The organism is Kineococcus sp. GCM10028916 (assembly GCF_042674865.1).
Classification (GTDB): Bacteria; Actinomycetota; Actinomycetes; order Actinomycetales; family Kineococcaceae; genus Kineococcus.
Window position 1 is genome coordinate 140,013 of sequence record NZ_JBHTFM010000013.1, and the last position, 20,864, is coordinate 160,876.

The 20,864-nt window shown below is 70.5% G+C and carries 19 protein-coding genes; 10 read left to right on the top strand and 9 right to left on the bottom strand.

What is annotated here, in order from left to right:
* Positions 1-35 precede the first annotated feature (35 nt).
* The 3 genes from ACFQ46_RS12090 to ACFQ46_RS12100 form a co-directional block, all read right to left on the bottom strand.
* Positions 36-875 (bottom strand): carbohydrate ABC transporter permease, encoded by an 840-nt coding sequence (locus ACFQ46_RS12090; RefSeq protein ID WP_380259726.1) that lies wholly within the window; start codon positions 873-875, stop codon positions 36-38.
* Positions 872-1,801, bottom strand: coding sequence for a carbohydrate ABC transporter permease (locus ACFQ46_RS12095; RefSeq protein WP_380259727.1), 930 nt, complete (start codon positions 1,799-1,801; stop codon positions 872-874). Before ACFQ46_RS12095 ends, ACFQ46_RS12090 begins: the two co-directional genes overlap by 4 nt.
* A gap of 81 nt (positions 1,802-1,882) precedes the next feature.
* The gene (locus ACFQ46_RS12100; RefSeq protein WP_380259728.1) at positions 1,883-3,220 is read right to left on the bottom strand and encodes an ABC transporter substrate-binding protein; all 1,338 of its coding nucleotides are present in this window, start codon (positions 3,218-3,220) and stop codon (positions 1,883-1,885) included.
* 294 nt (positions 3,221-3,514) lie between these two features.
* Between ACFQ46_RS12100 and rhaI the strand changes: the two genes are divergently transcribed.
* The 4 genes from rhaI to ACFQ46_RS12120 are packed head-to-tail and all read left to right on the top strand — an operon-like array spanning position 3,515 to position 9,397.
* Positions 3,515-4,678, top strand: coding sequence for an L-rhamnose isomerase (gene rhaI / locus ACFQ46_RS12105; protein ID WP_380259729.1), 1,164 nt, complete (start codon positions 3,515-3,517; stop codon positions 4,676-4,678).
* On the top strand, positions 4,675-6,720 hold the full coding sequence (locus ACFQ46_RS12110; protein WP_380259730.1) for a bifunctional aldolase/short-chain dehydrogenase: 2,046 nt from the start codon (positions 4,675-4,677) through the stop codon (positions 6,718-6,720). Before rhaI ends, ACFQ46_RS12110 begins: the two co-directional genes overlap by 4 nt.
* An 11-nt stretch (positions 6,721-6,731) precedes the next feature.
* Positions 6,732-8,165 (top strand): rhamnulokinase family protein, encoded by a 1,434-nt coding sequence (locus ACFQ46_RS12115; RefSeq protein ID WP_380259731.1) that lies wholly within the window; start codon positions 6,732-6,734, stop codon positions 8,163-8,165.
* A complete protein-coding gene (locus tag ACFQ46_RS12120) occupies positions 8,162-9,397 on the top strand; it encodes an alpha-hydroxy-acid oxidizing protein (protein WP_380259732.1) in 1,236 nt (411 codons plus the stop codon). Before ACFQ46_RS12115 ends, ACFQ46_RS12120 begins: the two co-directional genes overlap by 4 nt.
* On the opposite strand, the gene ACFQ46_RS12125 is transcribed toward ACFQ46_RS12120, so the two are convergent.
* Positions 9,357-9,707: an ArsR/SmtB family transcription factor gene (locus ACFQ46_RS12125; protein ID WP_380259733.1), complete on the bottom strand. Its 351-nt coding sequence runs from the start codon at positions 9,705-9,707 to the stop codon at positions 9,357-9,359. The two genes, ACFQ46_RS12120 and ACFQ46_RS12125, sit on opposite strands and share 41 nt — an antisense overlap.
* Positions 9,708-9,808: 101 nt before the next feature.
* Here ACFQ46_RS12125 and ACFQ46_RS12130 point away from each other — a divergent pair, with 101 nt between their 5' ends.
* The gene (locus ACFQ46_RS12130; RefSeq protein ID WP_380259734.1) at positions 9,809-10,474 is read left to right on the top strand and encodes an NAD(P)H-binding protein; all 666 of its coding nucleotides are present in this window, start codon (positions 9,809-9,811) and stop codon (positions 10,472-10,474) included.
* Entirely contained in the window at positions 10,471-11,301 is an 831-nt protein-coding gene (locus ACFQ46_RS12135; protein WP_380259735.1) for a sulfite exporter TauE/SafE family protein, read from the top strand. The genes ACFQ46_RS12130 and ACFQ46_RS12135 overlap by 4 nt, the downstream gene beginning before the upstream one ends.
* Before the next feature lie 16 nt (positions 11,302-11,317).
* Here the strand turns inward: ACFQ46_RS12135 and aspS are convergent, their stop codons facing one another.
* Both aspS and ACFQ46_RS12145 read right to left on the bottom strand, forming a co-directional pair.
* Entirely contained in the window at positions 11,318-12,583 is a 1,266-nt protein-coding gene (gene aspS, locus ACFQ46_RS12140; protein ID WP_380259736.1) for an aspartate--tRNA(Asn) ligase, read from the bottom strand.
* Positions 12,584-12,768: 185 nt separating this feature from the next.
* Complete coding sequence (locus ACFQ46_RS12145) at positions 12,769-13,206, bottom strand: MarR family winged helix-turn-helix transcriptional regulator (RefSeq protein WP_380259737.1); 438 nt, start codon at positions 13,204-13,206, stop codon at positions 12,769-12,771.
* A 46-nt stretch (positions 13,207-13,252) separates the two neighbouring features.
* On the opposite strand from ACFQ46_RS12145, the gene ACFQ46_RS12150 reads away from it, so the two are divergent.
* Positions 13,253-14,062, top strand: coding sequence for an alpha/beta fold hydrolase (locus tag ACFQ46_RS12150; RefSeq protein ID WP_380259738.1), 810 nt, complete (start codon positions 13,253-13,255; stop codon positions 14,060-14,062).
* On the opposite strand, the gene ACFQ46_RS12155 is transcribed toward ACFQ46_RS12150, so the two are convergent.
* Together ACFQ46_RS12155 and ACFQ46_RS12160 are read right to left on the bottom strand one after the other, a co-directional pair.
* Positions 14,017-15,483 (bottom strand): NCS2 family permease, encoded by a 1,467-nt coding sequence (locus ACFQ46_RS12155; RefSeq protein WP_328292095.1) that lies wholly within the window; start codon positions 15,481-15,483, stop codon positions 14,017-14,019. The two genes, ACFQ46_RS12150 and ACFQ46_RS12155, sit on opposite strands and share 46 nt — an antisense overlap.
* Before the next feature lie 49 nt (positions 15,484-15,532).
* Complete coding sequence (locus ACFQ46_RS12160) at positions 15,533-16,822, bottom strand: ROK family protein (RefSeq protein ID WP_380161525.1); 1,290 nt, start codon at positions 16,820-16,822, stop codon at positions 15,533-15,535.
* Positions 16,823-16,989: 167 nt separating this feature from the next.
* Between ACFQ46_RS12160 and ACFQ46_RS12165 the strand changes: the two genes are divergently transcribed.
* From ACFQ46_RS12165 to ACFQ46_RS12175, 3 genes are read left to right on the top strand one after another with little or no spacing between them, the layout of a single operon-like run.
* Positions 16,990-18,354, top strand: a complete 1,365-nt coding sequence (locus ACFQ46_RS12165) for an extracellular solute-binding protein (protein WP_380259739.1) — start codon at positions 16,990-16,992, stop codon at positions 18,352-18,354.
* Between the two features lie 28 nt (positions 18,355-18,382).
* On the top strand, positions 18,383-19,309 hold the full coding sequence (locus ACFQ46_RS12170; protein WP_380259740.1) for a carbohydrate ABC transporter permease: 927 nt from the start codon (positions 18,383-18,385) through the stop codon (positions 19,307-19,309).
* A 5-nt stretch (positions 19,310-19,314) separates the two neighbouring features.
* Positions 19,315-20,211 (top strand): carbohydrate ABC transporter permease, encoded by an 897-nt coding sequence (locus ACFQ46_RS12175; RefSeq protein ID WP_380259741.1) that lies wholly within the window; start codon positions 19,315-19,317, stop codon positions 20,209-20,211.
* Positions 20,212-20,272: 61 nt separating this feature from the next.
* Here ACFQ46_RS12175 and ACFQ46_RS12180 read toward each other — a convergent pair whose 3' ends face one another.
* A complete protein-coding gene (locus tag ACFQ46_RS12180; RefSeq protein WP_380259742.1) occupies positions 20,273-20,776 on the bottom strand; it encodes a winged helix-turn-helix transcriptional regulator in 504 nt (167 codons plus the stop codon).
* Positions 20,777-20,864 lie beyond the last annotated feature (88 nt).

Genomic DNA, 20,864 nt, shown 5'->3' on the forward strand with positions numbered 1-20,864 from the left:
GTGCTTCCTCCTGCGGTGCGACGGTGGGGGCGGGTTCAGCCCTTGACGGCGCCGGACGTCATGCCGGCGACGATCTGACGGTTGAAGAACAGGTACATGAGCAACGGCGGGATGGTGATGAGCAGGATGTCCATGAACAGCAGGTTGTAGCTGGTGCTCGTCTGGCTCTGGAAGTTGAACAACGTCAGCTGCACCGTGGCGTTGGCGTCCCCGGGCAGGAAGTACAGCGGGTTGGTGAAGTCGTTGAACACGTTCACGGACTGGACGACGATCACCGTCACCGTCACCGGACGGAGCAACGGCAGGATCACCCGGAAGAACAGCCGCAACGGACCCGCGCCGTCGAGGACGGCCGCCTCGTCGAGTTCCCTCGGGATGCCGGAGATGAAGGCGCGGAACAGCAGGACGGTGAAGGACAGACCGAACGCGACCTCGACGAAGATCAGGCCGGGCAGCGTGCCGAACACCCCGATCTTCTGCAGGACCCAGATGGTCGGGACCACCGCGGGCGGGATGATCAGCCCGGACAGCACGAGGAAGTTGATCAGGGGGGTCAGCCGGCTCGCGCGGCGCTGCAGGACGAACGCCACCATGGCGCCGAGGACCACCATGATCGTGACGCTGGCGACCGTGAGGATCGTGGAGTTGATGAACGCGATGACCAGGATGTAGTCCCGCGTCTGCAGGACCGTGACGAGGTTCTGCCAGAGCTGGAAGTTCTCCGGCAGCGAGAAGTCGAAGAGCGAGGCCTGCTGCGCGTCCTTGACCGCGGTGAGCACGATGAAGGCGAACGGCACCAGGAACACGACGATGCTGGCGAGGACGGCGAACCCGCCGACGCCCCAGCGCAGGAGGACGGAGCGGTTGCCGTTCACAGCTGCACCTCCTTCCGGGCGAGCCAGCGGGTCAACGGCACCACGATGGCGGTCACGAGCAGGAACAGGATGACGTTGCCCGCGGTGGAGAGGCCGTAGAACCCGGCCTGGTACTGCTTGTAGATGACCGAGGCGATGACGTCGGAGGTGAAACCCGGGCCACCGCGCGTCATGGCCCAGATGAGGTCGAAGGACCGGAGACCGCCGATGAGCGAGAGCGTGATGACGGTCGAGGTCGCCGGCCAGGAGAGCGGCAGGATGATGCTGCGGAACATCGTCCACGGACCGGCACCGTCGACGCGGGCGGCCTCGTAGTACTCCTTCGGGATGGAGACGATGCCGGCCATGTAGATGACGGTCGCGAGCCCGACGCCCTTCCACACGTCGACGAGGGCGACGGAGAACAGGGCCAGGGACGGGTCGGTCAGCCACCCCGGCCCGTCGATGCCGATCGAGGCGAGCGTGGAGTTGATGACCCCGCGTTGCGGGTTCATCAGGGCGGTGAAGGTGATCCCGATCCCCACGGTGCTGACGAGGACGGGGAAGAAGACCACAGAACGCAGGTAGCCGCGCCCGATGATCTGGGAGGTGAGCAGGATGCCCAGGCCGAGACCGAGCACGACCTTCGCCCCGGACGTGAGCACCGCGTAGACGAAGGTGTTCACCAGCCCCGTGGTGAGCGCGGGTTCGCGGAAGAACTGCACGAAGTTGTCGAAACCGATGAACTCGCTGGTGAAGATCGTCCAGCGCGTCAGGCTGAAGTAGAACGAGGCGAACGTCGGCACCAGGAACAGGATCGCGTAGACGACCGCCGCGGGCAGGTAGAACCAGTTCGGGTAGGGACTCCGCACCCTGCTCGTGGCGTCGTGGCCACGCTCTCGGCGCGAGCCCGTGCCGGGACGCGTCGCGGGAACTGTCGTCGACATGCTACCGATCTCCTTGTCCAGGTCCGGTGCGTCCGCCGCGTCCGGCGGAGCGGACGCACCGGGCGTGCCGGGAAACGCCGATCACCAACCCTCCAGGCCCAGCTGCTGGGCCTGCTTCTCCACGTCCTGGTCGTAGACGGCCGCGGCGTCGGCGGCCGGGCGGATGCCCGAGCCCACCTCGACCGTCAGCTGCTCGAGGTTCGGTCCCTTGACCGGGGAGAGGAACTCCAGGGCCGGGGACTGCTTGTCGTCGTCGAAGTAGGCCTGCACGTCCTTGGTCACCTGCGGGACGTCCGCGGGGAGTTCGCACCCCTCGACCAGGTAGGGACCGGTGGGCGGGGACGCCGAGGTCTGCGCCTCGCAGCCCTCGGGGCTGGCGACGAAGGCGAGCAGCTTCTTCGCCGCGTCCAGCTTGTCGCCCTCGGTGGTCTTGGGGATGTAGAGGGCGTTGGGGTACCAGGCCGTCAGGCCGTTGGTCGCCGCGTCGTCACCGGGGAGTGCGAAGAACCCGACGTTCTGGGCCGCCTCGGGCGCCGCCGTGGTCAGGGTGAGGATCTGGTTGGAGAGGATGGGGTACATCGCCCCCTCCCCCGCCGCCAGCTGCCGCATGCCGTCGGCCAGCTCGTCGGAGGCGAAGCTCGTGTTCTCGAGGCCCTTGTCGTGCACCTCCTGCAGGTGGTCGAAACCCTTCATGGCCACGGGGTCGGTGGCGTACTTGGCCTTGTTCGCCGTGTACTCCTCCGCCCAGTTCGGCTCGGTCGCCGCGACGTTGTGGAAGTCGCCCAGCACGAAGAGCTGCGAGGTCCAGGTCTCGCCGTAGGTCTGGATGACCGGAGCGACGCCGGCGGCCTTGATGGCCTCCGCGTTGGAGACGAACTGGGCCCAGGTCGTGGGCACCTGCAGTCCCAGCCGGGCGTAGACGTCGCGGTTGTACATGACACCGCCGCCGAAGGCCGTGCCGTACGGCACGCCGTAGACCGCGTCGTCGGCGGTCACCTGCTGCTTGAAGGTGTCGTCGAGGCTGCCGACGTAGGACTCGTCGGTGATGGGGACGAGGTTCCTCGTCGGCGCGATCTGCTGGAAGAGCGAGCCGGAGTTGTAGTCGAAGACGTCGTTCATGCTGCTGGTCTGCAGCCGGGTCTTGGTCAGGTTGTCGCCCTCGGAGCCGGCGGGGCGGCCTTCGATCTTGACCGTGACGTCGGGGTTGGCGGCCTCGAAGGCGTCGACGACGGCCTTGGCGTTGGCCTGGGCCGTCTCGTCGCTGCCGGTCAGCCAGGTGATCTCCACCCCACCGCCGGAGGAGTCGTCCGAGGAACCGAGACTCCCCGCGCTGCACGCGGTCAGGGGCGTCATGATCAGGACCGCCGACAGGGCGAGCGCCCGACGCAGGGGCCGGACGCGGTGCGTAGTGCGTGTCATGGACGTCTCCTCTTCGAGACCTGCTAGCCGGCGGCAGTGCCGGCACCTCACCGCCTGACACGATTCAAAGCGGCACCCTGAGTTTGCGGATCGAGGGGGTCCTCGTCAAGTTCCTCCCAGGTCTCCTTTTCAGAACGTTCTCGCAGGTCAGCCCGGAATGCGCTTACCGGACGACCTCGAGCCAGATCGACCGCGACGACCACCGTGACCCCGCACGCGCCGCGACCCGGAGTGCTTGTGAAACGTGTCAAAGTCCCGCTATCGTGACCGGACCCCCGATGGAGTGGAGTCCCCATGAACGAGACACAGGTCCTCGCCGCCCTGCGCGAGCAGACGATCGAACTCCCCAGCTGGGCGTTCGGGAACTCCGGCACCCGCTTCAAGGTGTTCGGCACCCCCGGAACCCCCCGCGACCCCTTCGAGAAGCTGAGCGACGCCGCCCAGGTGCACCGCTACACGGGCATCGCCCCCCGCGTCTCCCTGCACATCCCCTGGGACCTCGTCGACGACTACGGCAAGCTCGCCGCCCACGCCGCCGACCTCGGCGTCACGATCGGCATGATCAACTCCAACCTCTTCCAGGACGACGAGTACAAGCTCGGCTCCCTCACCCACACCGACCCGAAGGTGCGCGCCAAGGCCGTCGCCCACCACGCGCAGTGCATCGACGTCATGCGGGCCACCGGGTCCAAGGAACTCAAGCTGTGGCTGCCGGACGGCACCAACTACCCCGGCCAGGACGACCTGCGGGACCGCCAGGACCGCCTCGCGGAGTCCCTGCAGCAGATCTACGCCCTCCTCGACGACGACCACCGCCTCGTCCTGGAGTACAAGTTCTTCGAACCCGCCTTCTACTCCACCGACGTCCCCGACTGGGGCACCTCGCTGCTGCACTGCCTCGCACTCGGCGAGAGGGCCAAGGTCGTGCTGGACACCGGGCACCACGCCCCGGGCACCAACATCGAGTTCATCGTCGTCCAGCTGCTGCGCCAGGGCCGCCTCGGCGCGTTCGACTTCAACTCCCGCTTCTACGCCGACGACGACCTCATGGCCGGCGCCGCGGACCCGTTCCAGCTGTTCCGGATCATGTACGAGATCGTCCGCTCCGACGCCCTGCGCCCTGACTCGGGCGTGAACTTCATGCTCGACCAGTGCCACAACGTCGAGGACAAGATCCCCGGCCAGATCCGTTCCGTCACCAACGTCCAGCAGGCCACCGCCAAGGCCCTGCTCGTCGACCGCGACGCGCTGCGCACCGCCCAGCAGGCCGGCGACGTCCTCGCCGCCAACGACGTGTTCATGGACGCCTACCACACCGACGTCCGCCCCCTCCTCGCCGGACTGCGCGAGGAGATGGGCCTGGACCCGGACCCGATGGCCGCGTTCAAGGCCTCGGGCTACCTCGCACGGATCGCCGCCGATCGCATCGGGGGCCAGCAGGCTGGATGGGGAGCATGAGTTCTGCAGGACGGACCACGGTCGAGGAACTGATCGCCCGCTCGAACACCCTGGGGGCCGACCCGCGGTTCACCAACTACGCCGGCGGGAACACCTCCGCCAAGGGCAGCGCCACCGACCCCGTCACCGGCACCGACGTGGAACTGCTGTGGGTCAAGGGATCCGGCGGTGACCTCGGAACGCTCACCGAGCAGGGCCTCGCCGTCCTGCGCCTGGACCGCGTCCGCGCCCTGAAGGACGTCTACCCCGGGGTGGACCGCGAGGACGAGGTGGTCGCCGCGTTCGACTACTGCCTGCACGGCAAGGGCGGCGCCGCCCCTTCCATCGACACCGCGATGCACGCCCTGGTCGACGCCGCCCACGTCGACCACCTCCACCCCGACGCCGGCATCGCCCTGGCCTGCGCCGCCGACGGGGAGAAGCTGACCGAACAGGTCTACGGCGACAAGGTCGTCTGGGTCCCGTGGCGGCGTCCGGGGTTTCAGCTCGGCCTCGACATCGCCGCGATCAAGGACGCCAACCCCCGGGCCGTGGGCACGATCCTCGGTGGGCACGGCATCACCGCCTGGGGCGACACCTCCGCGCAGGCCGAGGCGAACTCCCGCTGGATCATCGAGACCGCCGAGGCGTTCCTGGCGCAGAACTCCCGCCCGCAGCCCTTCGGCCCCGTGCTGCCCGGCCACGAGGCCCTGGAACCCGCAGCGCGCCGGGCCCGGGCCGCCGCCCTGGCGCCGGTGATCCGCGGGATCGCCTCCCGCGACAAACCCCAGGTCGGTCACTTCAGCGACGCCGACGTGGTCCTGGACTTCCTCTCCCGCACCGAGCACCCCCGCCTGGCCGCGCTCGGCACGTCCTGCCCGGACCACTTCCTGCGCACCAAGGTGAAACCCCTCGTCCTCGACCTGCCCCCGAGCACCGACCTCGAGACCGCGATCGCGCGGTTGCAGGAACTGCACGAGGACTACCGGGCCGACTACCAGGCCTACTACGACCGCCACGCCGACGAGCACTCCCCCGCCCTGCGCGGGGCCGACCCGCTCGTCGTCCTCGTCCCCGGGGTCGGGATGTTCTCCTACGGCAAGGACGCCCAGACCGCCCGCGTCGCGGGCGAGTTCTACGTCAACGCCATCAACGTCATGCGGGGCGCCGAAGGCGTCTCCAGCTACGCACCCATCGACGAGGCGGAGAAGTTCCGCATCGAGTACTGGGCCCTGGAGGAGGCCAAGCTCCAGCGGATGCCGAAGCCGAAACCCCTGGCCACCCGCATCGCCCTGGTCACCGGTGCCGCCTCCGGCATCGGCAAGGCCATCGCCACCCGCCTGGCCGCCGAGGGCGCCTGCGTCGTCATCGCCGACCTGGACCTGGCCAAGGCCCAGGCCGCGGCAGCGGAACTCGGGAGCACCGACGTCGCGGTCGGCGTCGCGGCCGACGTCTCCGACCCCGACGCCGTGAAGGCCGCGGTCGATCAGGCCGTCCTGGCCTTCGGCGGCCTCGACCTCGTCGTGAACAACGCAGGGTTGTCGATCTCGAAGCCGTTGCTGGAGACCACCGAGAAGGACTGGGACCTGCAGCACGCCGTCATGGCCAAGGGTTCCTTCCTGGTCGCCCAGGCCGCGGCCCGCGTCCTCATCGCCCAGGGCCTCGGTGGGGACATCGTCTACATCGCCTCCAAGAACTCCGTCTTCGCCGGTCCGAACAACATCGCCTACTCCGCGGTGAAGGCGGACCAGGCCCACCAGGTCCGCCTCCTCGCCGCGGAACTCGGTGAGCACGGCATCAAGGTGAACGGCGTGAACCCCGACGGGGTCGTCCGCGGGTCGGGCATCTTCGCCGGCGGGTGGGGCGCCTCGCGCGCCAAGACCTACGGCATCGCCGAGGACGACCTCGGGAAGTTCTACGCCCAGCGCACCCTGCTCAAGCGCGAGGTCCTCCCCGAGCACGTCGCCAACGCGGTGTTCGTCCTCACCGCCGGCGAACTCAGCCACACGACCGGTCTGCACGTCCCCGTCGACGCCGGCGTCGCCGCCGCGTTCCTCCGATAGGAGCCCGAACGATGTCCGTCCACATCGCGGTGGACCTCGGCGCCTCGAGCGGCCGGGTGATGCTCGGCACGGCCGCGCCCGGCGTGCTCCACCTGGAGGAGCTGCACCGCTTCCCCAACGGCCCGATCCCGGTCAACGGCGGGCTGGTCACCGACGCCGTCGGCCTGTGGCAGCAGGTCCTCGTCGGTCTGCGCGCCGTCGCCCGCACGAACCCCGGGGCGAGCACCGTGGCGCTCGACACCTGGGCCGTCGACTACGGCCTGCTGGCGCCCGACGGGACGCTGCTGGGGACCCCCCGGCACTACCGCGACCCCCGGACCGAAGGGGTCGCCGAGCGTGTCCTGGCCCGGGTTCCCGGGGCGGAGCTCTACCGGCGCAACGGTCTGCAGCACCTGCCGTTCACGACGATCTACCAGCTGATCGCCGAGGCGGACGGGCCGCTGCTGGGCGCGGCGTCCGACGCGTTGCTGCTCCCGGACCTCTTCGGGTTCTGGCTGTCCGGCGTCCGCGGCGCGGAGGCCACCAACGTCTCGACGACGGGCCTGGCCGACGTCGCGACCGGACGCTGGGCCGACGACCTCGTGGACCTCGCCGGGCTCGCGCGGACGCTGCTGCCGCCCGTGCACGATCCGGGAACCGTCCTGGGGACCCTGCGTCCCGACGTGCTCGACGCCACGGGACTGGACCCCGCGACCCGCCTCGTGGCGGTCGGTTCGCACGACACGGCCTCGGCCGTGGTCGCCGTCCCGGCCGCGGACGAGGACTTCGCCTACGTCGCCTGCGGGACGTGGGGCCTGGTCGGCGTCGAACTCGGGCAGCCCGTCGTCTCGGCGGAGTCGTTCGCGGCGAACTTCACCAACGAACGCGGCGTGGACGACAGGATCCGCTACCTGCGCAACGTCATGGGCCTGTGGGTCCTGCAGCAGTGCGTCGCCGAGTGGTCCGCACGGGACCGGGTCGACCTGGGCGAGCTCCTCGCCGCCGCGGCGGAGGTCCCCCCGGGCGGACCGGTGATCGACATCGACGACGCCCGGTTCCTGGCCCCCGGACCGATGGTCGAGCGGGTCGTCGCGGCGGTGGCGGAGTCCGGTCGCCGTCCTCCGGGGGAACCCGCCGAGGTCGTGCGCTGCGTGCTGGAGAGCCTGGCCGACGCCTTCGCCCGCACCGTCGCCGACGCGGTCCGGTTGTCCGGCCACCCCGTGCGCGTCGTCCACCTCGTCGGCGGGGGGGCCCGCAACGCCCTGCTCTGCCGCCTCACCGCGAACGCCTGCGGACTGCCGGTCGTCGCGGGGCCCGTGGAGGCCACCGCCCTGGGCAACGTCCTGGTCCAGGCCCGCGCGGCCGGGGACCTGTCCGGGTCCCTGGAGGCACTGCGGTCCCTGGTGCGCCAGACTGCCGACCTCACCACCTACGCCCCGGATCGCACCACCGCAGGAGTGTCGTGAAACGTCAGGTCCCCAACGCCCGCGAGATCCTGGAGCTGGTCAGCTTCAAGAAGCCGGAGCTGAACGGCAGGAAGCGCCGCCTCGAGTCCGCGCTCACCATCGAGGACCTGCGCCACATCGCCAAGCGCCGGACCCCGCGCGCCGCCTTCGACTACACCGACGGTTCCGCCGAGGGCGAGATCTCCCTCGCCCGCGCCCGCCAGGCGTTCTCCGACGTGGAGTTCCACCCCTCGATCCTGCACGACGTCTCCACGGTCGACACCTCCACCACGATCTTCGGCGGCCCCTCGGCCCTGCCCTTCGGCATCGCCCCCACCGGCTTCACCCGCCTCATGCAGACCGAGGGCGAGACCGCCGGAGCCGGCGCCGCCGGGGCGGCCGGCATCCCCTTCACCCTCTCCACCCTGGGCACCACCTCCATCGAGCACGTGAAGGCCGCCAACCCCACGGGCCGCAACTGGTTCCAGCTCTACGTCATGCGCCAGCGCGAGATCTCCTACGGCCTCGTCGAACGCGCCGCGAAGGCCGGTTTCGACACCCTCATGTTCACCGTCGACACCCCCATCGCCGGAGCCCGCCTGCGCGACAAGCGCAACGGCTTCTCCATCCCGCCCCAGCTCACCGCCTCCACCATCCTCGACACGATGACCCGGCCCTGGTGGTGGTTCGACTTCCTCACCACCACCAAGCTCGAGTTCGCCTCCCTCACCGAGACCGGCGGCACCGTGGGGGAACTCCTCGACTACGCGATGGACCCCTCCATCGACTACGGCGACCTCGAGACCATCCGCGGCATGTGGCCCGGGAAGCTCGTCATCAAGGGCGTCCAGAACGTCGCGGACGCCAAGAAGCTCGTCGACCTCGGCGTGGACGGGATCATCCTGTCCAACCACGGAGGGCGCCAGCTCGACCGCGCCCCCATCCCCTTCCACCTCCTGCCCGAGGTGGTCCGCGAGGTCGGCCACCACACCGAGGTCGTCATCGACACCGGCATCATGAACGGAGCCGACGTCGTCGCCTCCCTCGCGATGGGCGCGAAGTTCACCCTCGTCGGGCGCGCCTACCTCTACGGCCTCATGGCCGGTGGACGTCAGGGCGTCGACCGCGCGATCCAGATCCTCACCGAGCAGGTCGTGCGGACGATGAAGCTCCTCGAGGTCGCCGACGTCTCCGAGCTCGGACCCCAGCACGTCACCCAGCTGGAGCGACTCGTCCCCCGCGCCCGCCCGTGAGGGTCGCCGCGTGGGCGTCGACCACGGCCTGGAGCAGTCCCGGGAAGCGTTCGTCCAGGTCGGCGCGGCGCAGGGTGTTGAGGATGGCCGTTCCGCGGTAGCGCTGGTCGATGACGCCGGCCTCCCGCAGGACCCTGAAGTGGTGCGTCGAGGTCGACCTGGTCACGGGGAGGTCGAACGCGATGCAGGCCTGGTCGTCGTGCCCCCCGGCCAGCTGCGCCACGATGCGCCGCCGGACGGGGTCGGCCAGGGCCGCCAGCACGGCGTCGAGGGAGAACCGCTCCTTCTCGGGGTGCTCCAGGGTCCGCACTCTCGCTCCTCTCCGTTCCGCAGGCGGGTGCTACGGTCTTCGTCGTACTACGACAACCATCGTACGACGCCGGGGACCCCGCCCGGCTGGAGGAGGTTCCCGTGAAGGTGTTCCAGATCGGTGCCGCCGGCGGCGTCGGGCGTCGACTCAGCGCCCTGCTCGTCGCCCGGGGCGTCGAGGTCAGCGGGATGCACCGCGCCGGGGCGCAGGCCGCCACCATCGCCGAACAGGGTGCGACCCCCGTCGCCGGCGACCTCGTCGCCGACAGCGTGGACGAGCTCGCCGCGAAGCTGGCCGGGCACGACGCCGTGGTGTTCAGCGCCGGCGCCCACGGGACGGGCGCGGACCAGACCAGCGCCATCGACGGCGAGGGAGTGGTCAAGGCCGCCGCCGCCGCCGCACAGGCCGGGGTGTCCCGGTTCCTGCTGGTCTCGGTGTTCCCCGAGGCCGGGCGCGGGGGCGATCTCGGTGAGGGGTTCGAGCACTACGTGCGGGTCAAGAAGGACGCCGACGCGCACCTCGCCGCCACCGACCTCGACTGGCTGATCGTGCGCCCCGGAACCCTGGTGGACTCCCCCGGGACGGGCACGGTCGCCGCGCGGGCAGCCCTGGAGTACGGGGACGTGCCGCGCGACGACGTGGCCGGGTTCCTCGACGCGGCCCTGGCCGAACCCCGGCTGAACCGCTCCGTCGTGGAACTCACCGCCGGTCCCACCCCGGTCGCCGACGCCGTCGCCGCGCTGATCCCCCGGGCCGCTCGTCGGTGATCGCTTCGTCGGCGTCCGCGGCGGTCCTCTTCCCGCCCGACCTCGCCGTCCCGACCCTCCTGCTGCTCCTCCTGGCCGCCTTCGCGGCGGGCTGGGTGGACGCCGTGGTCGGCGGCGGGGGCCTCCTGCAGCTCCCGGCCCTGCTGCTCGTCCCCGGTCTCGCCCCCGTCCAGGCCCTGGCCACGAACAAGCTCGGCTCGATCTTCGGGACCTCCACCAGTGCCCTGACGTACTACCGGCGGGCCCGGCCCGACCTGCGGACAGCCCTGCCGATGGCGGCGGTCGCCCTCGTGGGCAGTTTCGGCGGCGCCTCGATCGCCGCGGCCCTACCGGTCGCGGTGTTCAAACCCGTCATCGTCGTCGCCCTGGTCACCGTGGCGACCATCACCCTGCTGCGGCCGACCCTGGGCGGGACGACGTCGCTGCGCTTCTCCGGGCACGCGCACTACCGCGCCGCCGTCGCGGTGGGCCTGGCCATCGGGGTCTACGACGGCGTCCTGGGCCCGGGAACCGGGACGTTCCTGGTCATCGCGATGGTCAGCCTCCTCGGCTACGACTTCCTGCAGGCCAGCGCCAAGGCGAAGATCGTGAACTTCGCCACCAACCTCGGGGCCCTGCTCTTCTTCGTCCCGCACGGATCGGTCGTCTGGGGACTGGCCCTGCTCCTGGGCGCGGCCAACGTGGGCGGCAGCTACCTCGGCTCACGGATGGCCATCGCCAGCGGCACCCGCTTCATCCGCACCGTCTTCCTGGTGGTGGTCGCGGCGCTCATCGTGAAGGTGGGCCACGACGTGTGGGTCGAGAACCTCCGCCCGCTCCTCGACTGAACCGCCGCCGCCACCCTCACGGGGTGAGGCGGTGCAGGTCGCGGGGGAACAGGGTCGTGCGCCGGACGTTGTCCGCTCCCGTGAGCTGCGCCGTCCAGCGTTCGAGGCCGATCGCGAAACCCCCGTGCGGGGGCATGCCGTGCCGGAAGGCCGCGAGGTACCCCTCGTGCTCGGCGGGGTCCTCCCCGCGCGCGGCCAGGGCCCGCTCGTAGTCGCCGATCTCGTGGAGGCGCTGTCCCCCCGTGACCAGCTCCAGACCCCGGAACAGCAGGTCGAAGGAGTTCGTCCAGCGCGGGTCGTCCGGCTGCGGGTGGGTGTAGAACGGGCGCTTCGCCGCGGGGTAGCCCTCGACGGCCAGGAAATCGCTGCCGTACTCACGCAGCGCCCAGCGCCCGAGTCCCCGTTCGTGCTCGGGGGCCAAGTCGGGTTCGTCGGGGTCGGCCCCCACGAGGCGCAGGGCGTCGCGGAAGTGCACGACGGGGACCTCCACCGGCAGCGACGGGAGCTCCACGTCGCTCACGGACGCGACAGCGGCCAGCATCCCGCTGAGGACGTCGTGCAGCACGGCCAGCACGTCCCGGTGGTCGGTGATGAACCCGAATTCGGCGTCGAGGGAGGTGTACTGGGCGAGGTGGCGGACGGTGTCGTGCGGTTCTGCCCGGAACACCGGTCCCGTCTCGTAGACCCGTTCGAAGGCGCCGACCATGGTCTGCTTGAAGAACTGCGGCGACTGCGCCAGGTAGGCCGGACGGCCGAAGTAGTCCAGCTCGAACACGTTGGCGCCCGACTCCGTCGCGGTGGCGGTGAGCTTCGGGGTGGCGATCTCGGTGAACCCCAGACCGTCCAGCGTGCTGCGGAACCCCCGCAGCGACGCCGCAGAGACCTGCCACAGCGCCTGCCGCGCAAGGTGTCTCCAGGTGGTCGCGGCGTGGTCCAGCAGCGTGGGCAACGCGGCATCGAGCTGGGGTCGCCACAACTCCACGGGCGGGGTCACCGCCGCTGCCCCCAGCGGGGAGATCGACGGCGAGGTCACCTCGAAACCCCCGGGGGCCTGCGAGTTGGCCGTGACGGTCCCCTCTACCCGGACGACGGTCTCCTCGGGCACAGCGTCGAGTCCGCTGCGGGCGGCCGCGTCGGTGACGACCACCTGGGACAGCCCGGTCCGGTCGCGCAGCACGAGGAAGCTCACGGTCGCGAGCCGTCGGCGGCGGTGGACCCAGCCTTCCAGCCGGACGGGTCGTCCGACCTGCGACGGGAGCTCACGGTTCAGGGTTCGTTGCACGGGCACCTCCGGGAGTTCCTACCCCGGGAGGTGTGGGCGATCGGGTTGCTCGCTGTGCCACCACACCTTCACCGACCCGGAACGGGCCGGCCTCACGGCCCGGTGACGGGGACCACCCGACGCGGCTCGGGGTTCGTCACACCCGTCGACGTCGCGCGCCACCCACTGTAGGCAGCCCGACCCGCTCACGTCGAGGGAGAAGTCGAGGGAGAACCCGGCTCCAGCGCGCGCAGCAGCAACCGGTGCAACGTCGCCCGGTCACGGTCGGACAACCCGCCGAACGACTCCTCGAGGACCTCGTCGAGCAGGGCACCCCCCGCCGCCCGCACCTGCTCGCCCGCGGCGGTGAGGCGGTGCCGGACCGCCCGGCCGGGCCCTTCGACCCGCTCCAGGAGTTCGCGCTCGATCATGCGCCGGGCCAGCTCGCCCATCGACTGGTCGGTCTGGAAGGTGAGGACCGCGAGCCGGTGCAGCGAGGCCTCGGGTTCGGCGTCGAGGTGTCGCAGCACGTCCCACTGGACGAGGGAGACCCCGAGCGTGGCCAACTGCCGGTTCGCGTCCCGGTGGTGGCGCCACTGCAGCCGTTTGACGGCCAGCCCGACGTCCTGCAACGAAGGTTCCACGTCCCCAGGGTAGCGGATCCAAGGAACCTGATCTAAGGTTCCTTATATGACCCTCATCGACGTCACCCTCGACACCACCACCGTGCACGTGACCTGCACCGACCAGGGCCGCGGTCGCCCCGTCCTGCTGCTGCACGGCGGCGGCGGTCCCCTCACCGTCAGCGCCTGGGCGCACCGGCTGGCCGCCGCCGCGGACGTCCGGGTGATCGTCCCGACCCACCCGGGTTTCGAGGGGACGCCCCGCCCGGAGACCCTGAGCTCGCCCCGGGACCTCGCCCGGCTCTACGCCGGCCTGCTGGAGTCCCTCGACCTGAACGACGTCACGGTCGTCGGCAACTCGCTCGGCGGCTGGATCGCGGCGGAACTCGGGCTGCTCGACACCACCCGGGTCGGTCGTCAGGTCCTCGTGGACGCCGTCGGGATCGAGGTCCCCGGCCACCCCGTCGCCGACTTCTTCGCCCTCACCCCGCAGCAGGTCGCCCAGCGCAGCTACGCCGACCCCGCGACGTTCGGCCTCGACCCCGCCACGCTCCCCGCCGAGCGGCTCGCGGCGATGGCGGGCAACCGCGCCACCCTGCAGGTCTACGGCGGCACGGCCATGACCGACCCGACCCTCGCCGGCCGGCTGGCGGCCACCGTCCGCCCGACCCTCGTCGTCTGGGGCGAGGCGGACCGCATCGGGGACCCCGACTACGGCCGCGCCTACGCCGCGGCGCTCCCCGGGGCCGGGTTCGTCCTGCTCCCCGGGGCGGGCCACCTCCCGCAGATCGAGACCCCGGACGTCCTCGTCGACGTCGTCCGGGAGTTCCTTCAGGAGACCCCGAGGGCTTCCTTCAGCGGGTCGATGGCGAAGTAGACGAGGAACAGCACCGCGACGACCCACAGCACCGGGTGCACCAGCCGGGCCTTGCCCTTGGCCACCTTGAGCACCACGAAGGCGATGAACCCGGCCCCGATGCCGGCGCTGATGGAGTAGGTGAAGGGCATCAGGACGATCGTCAGGAACGCCGGCAGCGCGATCTCCAGGTCCGACCAGTCGATGCCCTTGACCTGGGTCATCATGAGGAAACCCACGACGACGAGCGCGGGGGTCGCCGCCTCGTAGGGGACGATCGACACCACGGGGGCCAGGAACGTCGCCAGCAGGAACGCCACCCCGGTGACCACGCTCGCGAGGCCCGTGCGCGCGCCCTCACCGACCCCCGTCGCCGACTCGATGAAGCTCGTGTTGCTGGAGACCCCGCCCGCACCACCGGCGGCCGCGGCGATCGAGTCGACGACGAGGATCCGGCGCATCCGCGGCGGGTTCCCGTCCGCGTCCAGCAGGTCCCCCTCGGCCCCGATGGCGACGACGGTCCCCATGGTGTCGAAGAAGTCGGCGAGCAGGAGCGTGAAGACCAGCAGCAGGACGCTGACCACGCCGATGACCCGGAACGAGCCCAGCAACGAGAACTGCCCGAGCGTCGAGAAGTCCGGGGTGGAGATCCACCGGTCGGGCAGCTCCGGGACGTTCAGCCCCCACGCCCGCGCGTTCACGACGGAACCGTCGGCGCCGGTGCGCGGCCCGAGCTTCGCCACGCCCTCCACGACGACCGCGAGGACGGTCGCCACGACGATCCCGGCGAGGATCGCACCCCGGACGCCGCGGACCATCAGGACGATCGTCAGCAGGAGCCCGACGACGAACACCAGGGTCGGCCAGCCGGCCAGGAACCCGCCGATGCCGAGTTCCAGGGGGGTGCCGCTGCCGGCCCGGACGAAGCCGGAGTCGACGAGCCCGACGATCGTGATGAACAACCCGATCCCCACGCTGATGGCGATCTTCATCTGCGCCGGGACGGCCCGGAACACCGCCTCCCGCAGACCCGTGAGCACCAGGACGAGGATCACCAGGCCCTCGATGACCACGAGCCCCATGGCGTCGGCCCAGGTCATCCTCGGCAGGCTGGCCACGCCGAAGGCCAGGAACGCGTTCAGCCCCAGCCCGGTCGCCAGCGCGAGCGGGTAGTTCGCGACCGCACCCATCAGCAGGGTCACGACCCCGGCCACGAGGGCCGTTCCCGCGGCGACGGCGGCCAGGTCGGGACTGCTGCCACCGCCCAGGAAGCCCCCGGTCCCGTCCGGCTGCGTCCCGATGATCAGCGGGTTCAGGACGATGATGTAGGCCATCGTGAAGAAGGTCGCGAGACCACCGCGGACCTCGCGTCCGACGGTGGAGCCCCGGGCGCTGATCTCGAACCAGCGGTCGAGGGCGGACGGGACAGGGGCGTGCGACATGCGGGACCTCGGGGTCGACGGGGCGGAACCCGGGCGATCCTGCCAGAGCTCAGTGCACCGGGGCGACCGGCGAGATCACCAGCGCCCGGACCGGGGCGTGGACCCCGGCCCAGGTCGAGGACAGCGACTCGTGCAGGACGGCGCTCGCCGCCCCGAGGGCCCCGGCCTGCTCCCCCGCCTCCCCCAGCCGCACGCCGACGGGGTGGACCTCGCGCGTCATGGCCGCACCCAGCCGGGCTGACAACGCGACCCGCAGCCGCTCACCCGTTCGGCGCAACCCCGCACCGCCGAGGACGACCTCGCTCACGTCGAGGACGTTCACCACCCCGAGCACCACCCGCGCGATGTCGTCGGCCGCCGCGTCGAGCACCTCCGCGGCGACGGTGTCCCCCGCGCCCGCCCGGGTGCCCAGCACGTCGTGGTCGTCCAGGACGGTCCGCTCGGCGAGGCGCAACCCGGCCGCCCGCGCCGCCCGGGGGCCGACCCGCTCCACGTAGCGGCGCACCACGGCGGCCGGTGCGGCGACGGCCTCGAGGCAGCCGACGGAGCCGCAGGGACACGGCGGGCCGGCCGGGTCGGCGACGACGTGGCCGATCTCGCCCGCGTTGCCGGACTCCCCGTGCAGCACCTCGTCGCGCAGCACCAGACCGCCGCCGATCCCCGCCCCGACGTGGACGTAGAGGAAGCTGCGCCCAGTGCGGCGCGAACGCCACAGGTCCCCGACCGCGGCGGCGGTCGCGTCGTTCTCCACCAGGACGGGCAACCCGGTGGCCCGCAGGAGCAGGTCGGCGATGGCGACCCCGCGCCACCCAGGGAGGTTGATCGCCGAACTGCGCACCGGTCCGGCGAAGTCCAGGGGCCCGGGGACGGCGACACCGACCCCGCGGACCCCCACCGCACCCGTGGTGTCGATCAACCGGCGGACGAGGCCGGCCGCGTGGGCCACCACGAGTTCCACGGGGGCCTCCGGATCGGGCAGGGGTTCGCGGTCGACCCCGACCACCACCCCGGACAGGTCCAGCAGCACGGCGTCGACGTGCTCGCGCTCGAACTGGACGCCCACGGCCAGCGCGGCCCCCGGGCGCACCGACAGGGCCGTGCGCGGCTTGCCCGCCCCGCGCACCGCCCCCGGGCCCGTACCGGGGCGCAGCAGGGCCACCCCCTCCTGGACCAGACCGCGCTCCACCAGGCGCCGGACGATGTTCGAGACCGTCTGCAGCGTCAGCCCGCTCGCGCCGGCCAGGTCCGTGCGGGACGTGCCGGGGTGGCGCCGGATGCCGTCGAGCACCACCGCCTGGTTGTAGTCGCCCACCCAGGGCAGGTTCGTGCCACGTCGCACCACGCCTCCTCGCGCTCGGCGACCCCCTTGGGATCGTTCCCAGAATCATGCGTCCGATCCGTTGACACGGTCAATCCACTGGATTTACTTTCCTGACACGGAACGGCGCACCGGAGCTCCACCGGCCGGCGCGCACCACATCGGACACCGCCACGAGGGAGTGGGTTGTGCGTCGTCGTAACTTCCTGACAGCTACCGGCCTGGGCGCCGGCACCCTGCTCGGAACCGCAGCCTGTGGTGGCGGTTCCCAGTCCGGAGACGACTCCGGGGGCAAGGGGATCAAGGTCGCCTACCAGCAGTGGGGCTCGGGCACGGTGATGAAGGACTACCTCACCGGCGTCAAGGCCGCCTACGAGAAGGCGAACGCGGGCAAGACCATGGAGCTGCAGCCCATCGTCGCCTCCGAGAACGACTACTACACGAAGCTCCAGCTGATGATGCGCTCGCCGCGCACGTCGCCCGACATCGTGTACGAGGACACCTTCCTCATCAACTCCGACATCACTGCCGGGTACCTGCAGCCGCTGGACAGCTACCTGGACGAGTGGGAGGAGTGGGACCAGTTCCAGGACGTCGCCAAGGGGGCCGCGAAGGCCGCCGACGGCAAGACCTACGGGGTTCCGGACGGCACCGACACCCGTGCGCTCTGGTACAACAAGAAGCTCTTCGCGCAGGCCGGCCTGCCCGAGACGTGGACGCCGGGCAGCTGGGACGACATCCTCACCGCCGCCCGCCAGATCAAGGCGAAACTGCCGAACGTCACGCCGATCAACGTCTACGCCGGCAAGGCCGCCGGTGAGGCCGCGTCGATGCAGGGTTTCGAGATGATCTTCTACGGGACGGGTTCGACGCTCTACGACGCGGACAAGGACAAGTGGAACGTGGGGAGCTCGGAGTTCAAGGACTCCCTCACCTTCCTCAAGACCCTCTTCGACGAGAAGCTCGCCCCGGACCCCACGATCGCCCTCGACGCCCAGGTCGGCACCCGGGTCCAGGAGGAGTTCCTGCCCGGCAGCACGCTGGCCATGGACCTCGACGGTTCGTGGGTCTCCAGCACCTGGCTGGACACCGGCGGCGCGCCGTGGAAGGAGTGGAACGACACCATGGGCCAGGCGCCGATGCCGACGCGGGACGGTTCGGGCGAGGGCAGCATCAGCATGTCCGGTGGCTGGACCTGGGCCATGACCAAGAACGCGTCCAACCCCGAGGACGCCTGGAAGGTCATCTCGACGCTCACGTCGTTCGAGAACAACCTGAAGTACAACATCAACTCCGCGGCCGTCGCCGTGCGCAAGGACGTCGCCGCGGACGCCGACTACACCGGTTCCAACCCCACGCTGGAGTTCTTCTCCAGCCTGGTGCCGGTCACGCAGTACCGCCCGCAGAACACCGACTACCCGCGGGTGTCCAACGAGATCCAGGTCGCGATGGAAGCCGTCGTCACCGGCCAGGCCAGCGTCGAGGACGCCGCGAAGGCGTACGACGAGGCGGTCAAGGGGATCGTCGGCGAGGACAAGACCGCGACGCTCTGAGCGTCGTCCCGAGCAGGAAGGAGGTCCCGTGGCCACCATCACCCGTCCGAACCCGGGAACACCCGGAGGGCCTGAACTCCGGCGCAGGACCCACCCGATCTCGGTGGACATCGCCCGGGCCCTCCCCCTGACGCCGGCGGTCCTGCTGCTGCTGGTGTTCCTGGCCGGCCCGATCCTGTGGTGCATCTACGCCGCGTTCACCAACACGGCGCTCACCGGCGCGGGATCGGGCAACACCCAGTTCGTCGGCCTGGACAACTTCCGGGCCGCGTTCAGCAGTGACACGTTCCGCAACTCCGTCGTGCTGACCCTGGTCTTCACGTTCCTGTCGGCCGTCGTGGGGCAGAACCTCCTCGGCCTCGGTCTCGCGCTGCTGCAGAAGCGGTCCGCGAAGCCGGTCCGCACCCTGGTGGGCATCACCGTCATCGGCGCCTGGGTCATCCCCGAGGTCGTCGCCGGCTACGTCTGGTACGCGTTCCTCGCCAAGGACGGAACCCTCAACGAGATCCTCGGGACGCTGGGACTGGGCCAGAACTGGCTCTACACCCTGCCGATCATCGCGGTCTCCCTGGCCAACGTCTGGCGCGGGACGGCGTTCTCGATGCTCGTCTACAACGCCGCCCTCTCCGAGATCCCCCAGGAGATCGAGGAGGCCGCCGAGATGGACGGGGCGACCGGTTGGCGGCGTCTCCGCTGGGTCACGGTCCCGATGATCAAGCGCACCGTGACGACGAACCTCATGCTCATCACGTTGCAGACGCTGTCCGTGTTCGGCCTCATCTACACGATGACCCGAGGCGGTCCCGGCACCAAGAGCCAGACCCTGCCGCTCTACATGTACGAGCAGGCCTTCTCCTTCAGTCAGATCGGCTACGGCACCGCCATCGCGCTCGTCCTGCTCGCGGTCGGCGGCGTCTTCTCCATCATCTACATGCGCCTGCTGCGCGAGGACTGACGCCCATGACCACCGAAACCCCCACCCCTGCGCTCAGCACGACCAAGCTCACGGTCGGCTCGAACAAACCCGTCGGGCCCCGTACCCGGGTCGCGGTCGGCGTCATCAACCTCGTCACGGCCGTCCTCGGGATCATGTTCCTGGTCCCCCTGCTGTGGGTCGTCTTCGCCGCGTTCAACTCCCAGGCCGGCCTCAAGCTGGAGTGGCCGGGGTCGAACTTCAGCCTCGACAACTTCCGGGCCATCCTCACCCCGGAGACGACCTACCGGCCGATGTGGAACGGGCTGGTCCTCTGCGTGGGCTCGACGGTCATCGCTATTGCGGTGGCGACGCTCGCCGCCTACCCGCTGTCGCGGTTCAACACCCGCTACAAGCGCCCGTTCCTGCTGACCATCCTGTTCTCGACCGGTCTGCCGATCACGGCCATCATGGTTCCGGTCTACGGCCTGTTCGTGCAGCTCAACCTCATCGACACCATCAGCGGGACGGTCGCGTTCATGGCGACGACCGCGCTGCCGATGTCGATCTTCCTCATGAAGAACTTCATGGACGGCGTCCCGCTCACCCTCGAGGAAGCCGCCTGGACCGACGGCGCGAACTCGATGCAGACGCTGCGCCACATCGTGCTGCCGTTGATGTGGCCGGGGATGTCGGTCGTGACGATCTTCACGTTCATCGGCATGTGGGGGAACTTCTTCATCCCCTTCATCCTGCTGCTCTCCCCCGATCGACTGCCGGCCTCGGTGAGCATCTTCACCTTCTTCGGCCAGTACGGTTCGGTCCAGTGGGGCCAGCTCGCGGCCTACTCGATCCTCTACACGCTGCCGGTCGTCATCCTGTACGTGCTGCTCTCCCGCCGCCTCGGCGGGGCGTTCAACTTCGGTGGCGCGCTCAAGGGCTGACCCCACGACAGAGCCCCCGCACCTCTCGGTGCGGGGGCTTCCGCACGTCCGTGACGGTGGATCAGGGGGTGTGGCCGCCCTGCGTCTGCGACGGGTGGAGGGGGTGGGACGGGAGGTGGTCGAAAGCGACCTGCTCGACCGGAACGAGGACGTCGGGGTCCTCGACGAACCCGATACGGACCGGCACCGAGGAGGCCGACGAGTTCCGGGCCGTGGTGCTGCCGACCGTCGGCGGGACGAAGTCGTCGCCCCACTGCTGCAGGGCACCGAGGACGACCTTGAGCTGCGTGCCAGCCGGGGTCGGGTGGTAGCTCCGTCGGGACCTGGCGCCCGACTCCCGGTACTCCCGCCGTTCGAGCACCCCGGAGGCGACGAGGACATCGAGACGGTGGGTCAGGATGCTCGGCGACACACCCAGCGCCTGGACGAACTCCGCGAACCTGGTCCGTCCTTCGAGGAGCGACTCCCGCAGGATCAGGAACGACCACTTGTCACCGAAGATCCCGACGGCGCGCTCGATCGAGCAGAGCGCGTCCTCCGCGGGTGTCACCGGTTCTGCCGTCACGCCCCGGAGCCTACCTGACTTCGAGATGGACACCCAGCCTGACTATGGTTACCGTAGTCAGCATCCGGTCGTCCGGACCGGCCACCGA